At 47.5% G+C, this 8,762-nt stretch carries 10 protein-coding genes; 1 reads left to right on the forward strand and 9 read right to left on the reverse strand.

All coding sequences use genetic code 11. From position 1 onward, the window contains the following. Window positions 1-5: 5 nt before the first annotated feature. Window positions 6-356, reverse strand: coding sequence for an arsenate reductase (glutaredoxin) (gene arsC / locus AACP44_RS02985; protein WP_339338859.1), 351 nt, complete (start codon window positions 354-356; stop codon window positions 6-8). Window positions 357-517: 161 nt separating this feature from the next. Between arsC and AACP44_RS02990 the strand changes: the two genes are divergently transcribed. Next, complete coding sequence (locus tag AACP44_RS02990; RefSeq protein ID WP_339338861.1) at window positions 518-970, forward strand: TlpA disulfide reductase family protein; 453 nt, start codon at window positions 518-520, stop codon at window positions 968-970. 116 nt (window positions 971-1,086) lie between these two features. On the opposite strand, the gene AACP44_RS02995 is transcribed toward AACP44_RS02990, so the two are convergent. The 8 genes from AACP44_RS02995 to thrS form a co-directional block, all read right to left on the reverse strand. Next, window positions 1,087-1,443 carry a MerR family transcriptional regulator gene (locus AACP44_RS02995; RefSeq protein ID WP_339338863.1) on the reverse strand — a complete coding sequence of 119 codons (357 nt, stop codon included), beginning with the start codon at window positions 1,441-1,443 and terminating at the stop codon, window positions 1,087-1,089. Next, window positions 1,424-1,726 carry an integration host factor subunit alpha gene (gene ihfA, locus AACP44_RS03000; RefSeq protein ID WP_339338865.1) on the reverse strand — a complete coding sequence of 101 codons (303 nt, stop codon included), beginning with the start codon at window positions 1,724-1,726 and terminating at the stop codon, window positions 1,424-1,426. Before ihfA ends, AACP44_RS02995 begins: the two co-directional genes overlap by 20 nt. 47 nt (window positions 1,727-1,773) lie before the next feature. After that, a complete protein-coding gene (gene pheT, locus AACP44_RS03005; protein WP_339338867.1) occupies window positions 1,774-4,164 on the reverse strand; it encodes a phenylalanine--tRNA ligase subunit beta in 2,391 nt (796 codons plus the stop codon). 56 nt (window positions 4,165-4,220) lie between these two features. Continuing rightward, window positions 4,221-5,237, reverse strand: coding sequence for a phenylalanine--tRNA ligase subunit alpha (gene pheS / locus AACP44_RS03010; RefSeq protein ID WP_339338869.1), 1,017 nt, complete (start codon window positions 5,235-5,237; stop codon window positions 4,221-4,223). Between the two features lie 158 nt (window positions 5,238-5,395). Continuing rightward, the gene (rplT, locus tag AACP44_RS03015) at window positions 5,396-5,752 is read right to left on the reverse strand and encodes a 50S ribosomal protein L20 (RefSeq protein WP_339338871.1); all 357 of its coding nucleotides are present in this window, start codon (window positions 5,750-5,752) and stop codon (window positions 5,396-5,398) included. A gap of 38 nt (window positions 5,753-5,790) precedes the next feature. After that, window positions 5,791-5,985, reverse strand: coding sequence for a 50S ribosomal protein L35 (gene rpmI, locus AACP44_RS03020; RefSeq protein WP_339338873.1), 195 nt, complete (start codon window positions 5,983-5,985; stop codon window positions 5,791-5,793). A gap of 86 nt (window positions 5,986-6,071) precedes the next feature. Next, on the reverse strand, window positions 6,072-6,602 hold the full coding sequence (gene infC / locus AACP44_RS03025) for a translation initiation factor IF-3 (RefSeq protein WP_339338877.1): 531 nt from the start codon (window positions 6,600-6,602) through the stop codon (window positions 6,072-6,074). A 26-nt stretch (window positions 6,603-6,628) separates the two neighbouring features. Beyond that, window positions 6,629-8,569, reverse strand: a complete 1,941-nt coding sequence (gene thrS, locus AACP44_RS03030; protein ID WP_339338875.1) for a threonine--tRNA ligase — start codon at window positions 8,567-8,569, stop codon at window positions 6,629-6,631. Window positions 8,570-8,762: the final 193 nt, after the last annotated feature.

Raw genomic sequence — 8,762 nt, forward strand, 5'->3', positions numbered from 1 at the left:
ACTATTTAAACCAATGCCAAGACGTTTTCGGGAGGACGACCCAGCACCGCCTTGCTGCCCTTAACCACGATTGGACGCTCGATCAACTTCGGGTGAGCGGCCATGGCAGCCACTAGCTCTGCATCACTCAAGGCGGTGTTTTTTAAATTATTTTCTTTATAAGCATCTTCACCCTTACGCAGTAGTTGACGAGCTGATAGACCCAATTTCTTTAATAAATCAGCAATATCATCAGCAGTTGGCGGGGTCTCCAGATACAAAACAATATTCGGGCTGATGCCGTTATCTTCCAACAATTGCAAAGTCTGGCGAGATTTAGAACAGCGGGGGTTGTGGTAGATGCTAACAGAACTCATAAGGCTGATATCGTCCTCAGTTAAATGGCTACGTATACTGCACTGCAAGGCATTATACACGAGACACCCAACAGACAAGAATAATGATCTATGCCATCATCGCTGCAAAAATTTCCCCGCCTAAGTTATTTATTGGTAACACCTAAGCTATACTGCAAACCATGCCTAAATTAACCAACATTCTTAGTATTGTCTTTGCCATTATTGTGTTAACTGGTTGCGGTCAAAGTGACTATCAGGACCATCAAGGTAATAGCGGGAATTTCTCCGATCATCTGGGTCAGTGGATGCTTATCAATTACTGGGCCGTTTGGTGTAAACCCTGCATTGAAGAAATACCGGAACTCAATCATTTTGCCGAGAAAAATAGTGATAAGGTGGTTTTATTCGGTGTTGATTACGATGGCAGCCAAGCAGAAAAACTACAGGAAAATATTAATAAACTGGGAATAAGTTTTCCCGTTTTAATCAATGACCCTGCTACCATTCTGCAATATCAACGGCCCGATGTTTTACCCACCACATTAATTTTTAATCCCGAGGGAAAACTACACCGTAGCCTTAAAGGGCCGCAGACTGAGCAAACCTTAATGGATGCTATAACGCCGATTTAATTTTTTTCTGCGGCAAGGACACTTTAGCTCTGACCACTGCTTAATTTTCACCGCTCCAAAACCAAAAAAGCCGCTCTGAGAGGAGCGGCCTGTTGTTTTGGTCTTGCGCGGTTAGCTTAAGATTTTAATACCAATAAGACATCTTCCAGCTCATTAATCATCTGGCGAATTATCTGTTTGTGATCACCTGGCTCTGCCGCAGACTCTTCACCAGACATACGCTGACGGGCACCGCCAATGGTATAGCCCTGATCGTATAACAGGCTGCGAATTTGGCGAATCAGAATCACATCTTCATGCTGATAGTAACGGCGATTACCACGGCGTTTTACCGGTTTCAGATTGGGAAACTCCTGCTCCCAATAACGCAATACGTGTGGTTTTACCGCACACAGGTCACTGACTTCACCAATGGTAAAATAACGCTTGCCGGGAATTACCGGTAATTCGTCGTTATTGCTCGGTTCCAACATAGGCTTCTACTCGTGCTTTTAATTTCTGGCCAGGGCGAAATGTCACCACCCGACGGGCAGAAATGGGGATCTCTTCCCCGGTTTTCGGATTGCGACCAGGCCGTTGGCTTTTGTCGCGCAGGTCAAAGTTGCCAAAACCTGACAGCTTTACCTGCTCATTATCTTCAAGAGAATGTCTAATTTCTTCAAAGAAGTGCTCTACCACCTCTTTGGCTTCTCGTTTATTGAGTCCAAGCTCTTCAAAGAGCTTTTCGGCCATTTCGGACTTGGTCAAAGCTGTCATTCAATCGCTTCCCATAACCAGTATCGTCAACGAGATTGCTGACTTGTTTAGTTTCTCAACGTAGCACCGAACCGAGTTTGCAGTTCTGTCACCACGCAATCGACAGAGGCATTGACCTCATCTTCATTAAGAGTGCGCGAAGAATGCTGATACGTCAAGCCGAGAGCCAGACTTTTTTCTTTAAGATCAATACCTTTACCCTCATAGATGTCAAATAACCTGAGGTTACGAAGGTGTTCACCGGCCATTTTTTGAACGGTTTTAAGCACCGCATCGGCTTCAATTTCGCGGTTTATAATAATAGCCAAGTCTCGGCGAACTTCTGGGAATTTTGATAGTTCTGTGAATTTTGGCAGCTCTGATGTGGTAATAGCCGACAATTTGACCTCAAAAAGATAGATGGCTTGGGCAAAACCGAGCTTTTTCTGCAGCTCGGGATGGATGGCACCCATATGGCCCACACACTCACCATTAGCGATAATGGCGGCTGTCTGACCCGGATGCAGAGCCGGATGTTCACCCTTCTCGAATGACACGGCGGTATGGTTACCCGATAGGGCAATAACGGACTCAAGATCACCCTTGAGGTCGTAAAAATCGACTAATTCACCGTTTTCAGACCAGGATTCAGGCTCACGACGCCCAGTAATGGCCCCGGCTAACATAGCATCCTGCTCTGGCAAGCCATTGGCTTGAGGCAAAAACCGCAGACCACTCTCAAAAATACGCACACGGGTTTGCTGTCGATTAAGGTTGTGCTGCATGGCATTGAGCAAACCGGGCCATAAGCTGGTACGCATCACGGCCATATCGGCAGAGATCGGGTTAGTCAGGGCAACCGTGTCATCCTGTGGGCAAACTAGCTGTTGGATTGCGGGCTCAACAAAACAGTAGGTAATGGCTTCCTGATAACCTCTTGCAACTAACTGGCGACGAATTGTTTTAAGGCCAATTTTGGTTTCGGTCTTTGGCTTTAATTTCAACTCAGCGTGGATACTGGTTACCGGCAGACGGTTGTAACCGTAGATTCTGGCAATTTCTTCCAGCAGATCGGCTTCAATAGCAATATCAAACCGCCATGAGGGTGAAACGACTTGCCAGCCCTGATCGGTTTCAGTCACAGCCAGACCCAGGCGGCTTAGCATATCGGTGACTTCTGTTTTTGCGATCTTAAGGCCTAAAAGCTTCTCGATTCTGGCTTCACGTAATTCGATCGTGGCTGAAGTCGGCAAATCGGCTGCCGAGCTCACTTCAATCACCGGCCCTGCTTCGCCGCCGACAATGCTTTGCAGTAACTCGGTTGCACGCTCCATAGCAGTAACTTGTAGCTGATAATCCACACCGCGCTCAAAGCGGTGAGAAGAATCGGTATGTAAACCATAATCACGCGCCCGACCGGCTAGTTTATTTGGCGTAAAGAAAGCGGCTTCAAGGAAGATATCTTGGGTGTCTGCCGTTACCGCAGTGGCTTCGCCACCCATAATGCCCGCCAGAGCAACAGCCTTCTGATGATCGGCAATCACCAAACTATCGGCCTTTAGTTTCAGTTCCTGTCCGTCCAGCAACACTAGCTGCTCACCCTGTTCAGCCAGCCGAACTTGAATACCACCCGCTAATAAATTTAAATCAAAGGCATGCATGGGTTGGCCCAGTTCCAATAAAACGTAGTTGGTCACATCAACCACGGCATCGATAGAACGGATACCTGAACGGCGCAGTTTTTCCTGCATCCACAATGGGCTGGGCTGGCTAATATCGACACCACGGATAATCCGACCAACATAGCGGGGGCAATCGGCACCGGCCTGAATTTCAACGGGTAACGTGTCTTCGATTTGTGCGGCAACGGCATTAATCGCTGGCTTAGTCACCTCGGTTTTATACAACACACCAGCATCACGGGCGATACCGGCAATACTTAAACAATCGGCACGGTTAGGAGTAAGGTCAACTTCAATAATGGTGTCATCCAGCTCAAGATAATCACGCAAATCGGTGCCAACCGGCGCATCCGCCGCCAACTCCATCAAACCTTCATCGGCATCGGATAAATCCAGTTCCTTTTCGGCACACAACATACCGAAAGATTCTACACCGCGCAGTTTGGCTTTTTTGATGTTAAACCCTTTGCCATCGGCTGACGGCAACTTGGCACCAACCGTAGCAAAGGGAATTTTAATACCGGCACGGGCATTGGGCGCACCACAAACGACCTGCACCACCTTATCACCACCGGCGACCTGACAAACACGTAATTTATCAGCATCGGGATGCTGTTCTACCGCAAGGATTTCACCGACAACGACACCGGAAAAATCACCGGCAACAGCTTCAGTACCATCGACCTCCAAACCGGCCATGGTAATTTGTTCAACTAACTGATCAGTAGAAACGTCGGGATTGACCCATTCGCGCAGCCACTTTTCGCTGATTTTCATTCTCTATTCCTAAACGCTGGTGTTGTTAAAGCTCTGTTTTTATAGTCTTTGAATGATTATTTAAACTGCTCAAGGAAACGCAAGTCATTGTCGAAAAACAAACGTAAATCGTTAACGCCATAACGCAGCATCGCCAAACGCTCGACGCCCATACCAAAGGCAAAACCGGTATATTTTTCAGTATCGATCTTGGTGCTCTCAAATACCCGCGGGTGTACCATGCCGCAACCCAGCACCTCTAACCAGCCGGTGTGGCTACATACACGGCAACCTTCGCCGTTACACATCACACACTGAATATCGACTTCTGCAGAAGGCTCGGTAAATGGGAAGTAAGAAGGACGGAAACGTACCGCCAATTCTTTTTCAAAAAAGACGCGTAAAAATTCTTCTACGATACCTTTTAAATCAGCGAAGCTAGCGTTTTCGCTAATCAATAAACCCTCTACCTGATGGAACATTGGGGTGTGGGTTAAATCGGAATCACAACGGTAAACACGACCGGGGCAGATCACCTTTAACGGCGGCTCGGTCGCCTCCATGACCCGCACCTGCACCGGTGAGGTATGGGTGCGCAATACCGTGGTTTCATCAATATAGAAAGTATCGTGCATCGCACGTGCCGGATGATGCGCCGGAATATTGAGTGCTTCAAAGTTATGGTAGTCATCTTCGATTTCTGGGCCTTCAACGGTTTCAAAACCAATGGCTTCAAAAAATTCTGCAATACGTTCAATGGTGCGGGTCACCGGATGCAGGCCACCAACGGTTTCACCGCGGCCAGGCAAGCTAATATCAATCGTTTCGTTAGCCAGTTTTGCTGCAACGGCTGCACCTTCAAGGCTCTCTTTACGCTCGCCAATTAGGGCTTGTAGAGATTGTTTGATTCTGTTGATTTCAGCGCCGGCTGCCGGACGTTCTTCAGCAGAGAGCTTACCCAAGCCTTTAAGCAGACCAGTAATGCTGCCCTTTTTGCCCAAGTATTCGACCCGAACGGTATCTAGGGCGGCGACATCGGTTGCGCTCGCTATAGCTTCACGGGCTGCGTTGGCCAGAGACTCCAGATTTTCCATCTATTCGCTTCTCTATTCTCTATCTAATATAGGTGTTGTGTCTTATTACTGATGTTGCCGTTAATGTTTATCGTGCTACTAAAACGACAACAGGGAAAGAGCAGCAGCCCTTTCCCTGTTGTATGGTAACGTTAAACGGTCTTGCGACCGGCTCGCCATTACGCCAAGGCTGCTTTTGCTTTCTCTACGATAGCGGCAAAAGCGGCTTTGTCATGCACGGCCAGATCAGCAAGAACACGGCGATCAAGGCCGATTTCCGCTTTCTTCAGGCCAGCTATCAAACGGCTGTAACCTAAACCGTTAGCACGTGACTGAGCATTAATACGAGTAATCCACAGGGCGCGAAACTGACGCTTACGCTGACGACGGTCACGGTAGGCATATTGACCAGCTTTAATAACAGCTTGCTTGGCAACACGAAATACGCGTGAACGGGCACCATAGTAACCCTTGGCTTGTTTTAAAATCTTTTTGTGACGACGGTGTGCTACCACACCACGTTTGACGCGAGGCATATTAGTCTCCTAATCTATTCCAGTGAGTGTGACGGCGATTACTTCGCGCGCAACATACGATCGATAAGCACTTTATCTGAAGCGTGAACCTCAGAAGTTCCACGTAGCTGACGCTTACGTTTAGTGGTCATCTTGGTCAAGATGTGACTTTTATGAGCGCTTTTACGTTTATAACCAGAAGAGGTCTTCTTGAAACGTTTAGCTGCCCCGCTATGTACTTTAGCTTTTGGCATCGTTAGATACTCCGCATTTGAAACTGAAAAATCAGTCTAAATCGTTAAAAAAAACAGAAGATAAATAGGCCCTATGAGCTCACTACTTACTTCTTCTTACTTTTTGGGGCAATGACCATGGTCAATTGACGACCTTCCATCTTTGGAAATTGCTCTACGGTGCCTAACTCTTCCAGATCTTTTTCGACCCGCTTGAGTAGCTCCATACCAATCTCCTGATGGGCCATTTCACGGCCGCGGTAACGTAATGTCACTTTGGCTTTGTCCCCTTGCTCAAGGAAACGTACCAGGTTGCGTAGTTTTACCTGATAATCCCCTTCTTCCGTCCCAGGACGAAATTTCATCTCCTTAACCTGTGTCCGCACCTGCTTCTTCTTCTGAGCAGCCTGCTGTTTTTTGGCTTCGAACACATGTTTTCCGTAGTCCATGATCTTACAGACTATCGGATCGGAATCTGCTATTTGTACCAAATCGAGCGATTGTTCAGCCGCCGCTGTGCGTGCTTGTTCGATCGGTACGATGCCTACTTGCTCACCTTCGGCACCAATGAGTCGGACTTCTTTTGCTTCGATCTCTTCATTGATCGTCGCCCGCTTGCTTTTACCTTTTTGCTTAATCGTTATTTCTCCGGTATTGTCCAAATTCAGTGTTCAGACTCGGCCTGACTGGAAACAACACGGCCACGTCGGGCCACATCATCAGCAAGCAGCTGCTCAAAGGCTTCAATTGACATTGAGCCGAGGTCCTCACCACTGCGCGCACGCACGGCCACGGTCTGATTTTCTACCTCCTTATCGCCGACTACCAGCAAATAAGGAACCTTCTGAATTGTGTGCTCGCGGATTTTAAAGCCGATCTTCTCATTTCTCAAGTCCGCATCGACTCTAAAACCCTTATTTTTCAACGATTGATGGACTTTTTTAACAAATGGCGACTGTTTATCGGTGATATTGGCAATGACCGCCTGAGTTGGGGCCAACCAGACCGGAAATGCGCCTTCATAATGCTCGATCAAAATACCGATAAATCGCTCAAATGAACCCAGTATTGCCCGATGCAACATAACCGGCGTCTGGCGAGAGCCATCTTCAGCAACATATTGGGCATCAAGGCGGCCAGGCATGGAAAAATCCACCTGAATAGTGCCCAGTTGCCAGACTCGGCCAATACAGTCCTTCAGTGAAAATTCGATCTTAGGCCCATAAAATGCGCCTTCGCCGGGCAGTTCTTGCCAAGATAGACCTTGATTATCAAGCGCTTCTGCCAGCGCCTGTTCCGCCTTATCCCAAATTTCATCACTGCCCACCCGCTGTTCCGGACGAGTCGAGAGACGATAAATCAAATCGCTAAAACCAAAGTCTTTATACACCTCATGCAGAAAGTCGATAAATTGCGACACTTCTGACTGGATCTGCTGCTCGGTGACAAAGATATGCGCATCATCCTGCACAAAACCGCGCACCCGCATAATGCCATGCAGCGAACCCGACGGCTCATTGCGATGACAGGAACCAAATTCTGCCAACCGCAGCGGCAGATCGCGGTAGCTCTTTAGACCCTGATTAAACACCTGCACGTGACAGGGGCAATTCATCGGCTTGATGGCAAAATCGCGCTCTTCCGATTTAAGCGCAAACATACCATCGGAAAACTTGGCGGCATGACCCGACTTTTCCCACAGCGTAAAATCAACCAACTGCGGCGTTTTAATTTCCTGATAATTATGCAAAGTCTGCTGCTGGCGCATATAGTCTTCGATGGTTTTATAAATATTCCAACCTTTGGGGTGCCAAAACACCATACCGGGTGCTTCGTCCTGCATATGAAACAAATCATATTTTTTACCCAGCTTACGATGATCGCGTTTTTCAGCTTCTTCCAGCCGATGAAGATAAGCTTTCAGTTCTTTCTTATTGGTCCACGCCGTACCATAAACACGCTGCAACATTTCATTGCTGGAATCACCACGCCAATAAGCTCCCGCCACCTTCATCAATTTAAACGCTTTTAATTTACCGGTGCTGGGCACGTGCGGGCCGCGGCACAAATCCATCCACGGGCCTTGTTTATAGATAGAGATTTCTTCAGTGCCGGGCAGCTCGTTAATGATCTGAACTTTGTATTCCTCGCCCATATCGGCAAATAGCTTAACGGCTTGTTCACGCGGCATAACCACGCGCTCAATCGGATGATCGGCTTTAGTGATTTCAGTCATACGTTTTTCAATAGCACGCAAATCATCATCACTAAACGGCGTTTTAGCGGCGAAGTCGTAATAATAGCCATCTTCTATAACGGGACCGATAGTCACTTGCGTACCAGGGAACAAATCCTGCACGGCCATTGCCATTAAATGTGCAGTTGAATGGCGAATTAATGCCAAACCTTCCTCATCACGCTCGGTGATGATGGCCAACGCAATATCATCCTTAATGAGATAAGAGGTATCGACTATTTCACCGGCAATCTTGCCAGCGAGGGATGCTTTAGCCAGCCCTGGACCAATATCCATGGCGACATCAAAAACAGAAACGGGATTATCAAATGAACGCTGACTACCGTCAGGCAGAGTAATAACAGGCATGTTTTGTCCTACTTTCAGTGGCGAACCTTACCAAAGCCCGCGTGAATATATATTGCTTAAACAATCCAAGATGGTAAAAGAGACCGACACTCTACCAGAGCGATATGGTTTGTAAAGGTGAAAGATTTACAATCAACGAAGGTATTCTTCAGCACCATAAGCAGAGTCTGCATTTCTTGATCGATTCCCGTAC

Source organism: uncultured Oceanicoccus sp. (genome assembly GCF_963968385.1).
Taxonomy (GTDB): Bacteria; Pseudomonadota; Gammaproteobacteria; order Pseudomonadales; family Dasaniaceae; genus Oceanicoccus.